This window comes from Blastomonas sp. CCH1-A6 (assembly GCF_001556365.1).
Classification (GTDB): Bacteria; Pseudomonadota; Alphaproteobacteria; order Sphingomonadales; family Sphingomonadaceae; genus Blastomonas; species Blastomonas ursincola.
In genome coordinates, this window is sequence record NZ_LSIS01000210.1 from 1 (window position 1) to 314 (window position 314).

Sequence of the window (314 nt, forward strand, 5' to 3'; positions counted from 1 at the left end):
CCCACCCGCCTGCGCCGGGCCGGCGGGGCGAGCGCGACGCTCGGTGCCTTTGCCGAGGCGAGCTTTCAGGCTTCGCCCGATCTGCTGCTCACCGGCGGCGGGCGGGTCGATCATTGGCGGTTGAGCAATGGCCGATTGCGTGAAACGGTTCTCGCCACCGGCGCGCAGGTGACCTCCGCATCGTTCGATGACCGCAGCGGGTGGGAAGGGACGGGTCGGGTCGGTTTCGCCTGGGACGCGGCGGGGCTGCTCAAGCTGCGCGGGGCGGGCTATCTCGGCTGGCGCCTGCCGACGCTGAACGAACTGTATCGCCC

1 protein-coding gene is annotated in these 314 nt (G+C 71.3%); it reads left to right on the plus strand.

Features of this window, described 5'->3' with window-relative positions; genetic code table 11:
* Positions 1-314: TonB-dependent receptor (locus AX735_RS09260; protein ID WP_156447455.1), on the plus strand; the 314-nt coding region annotated here is incomplete at both ends.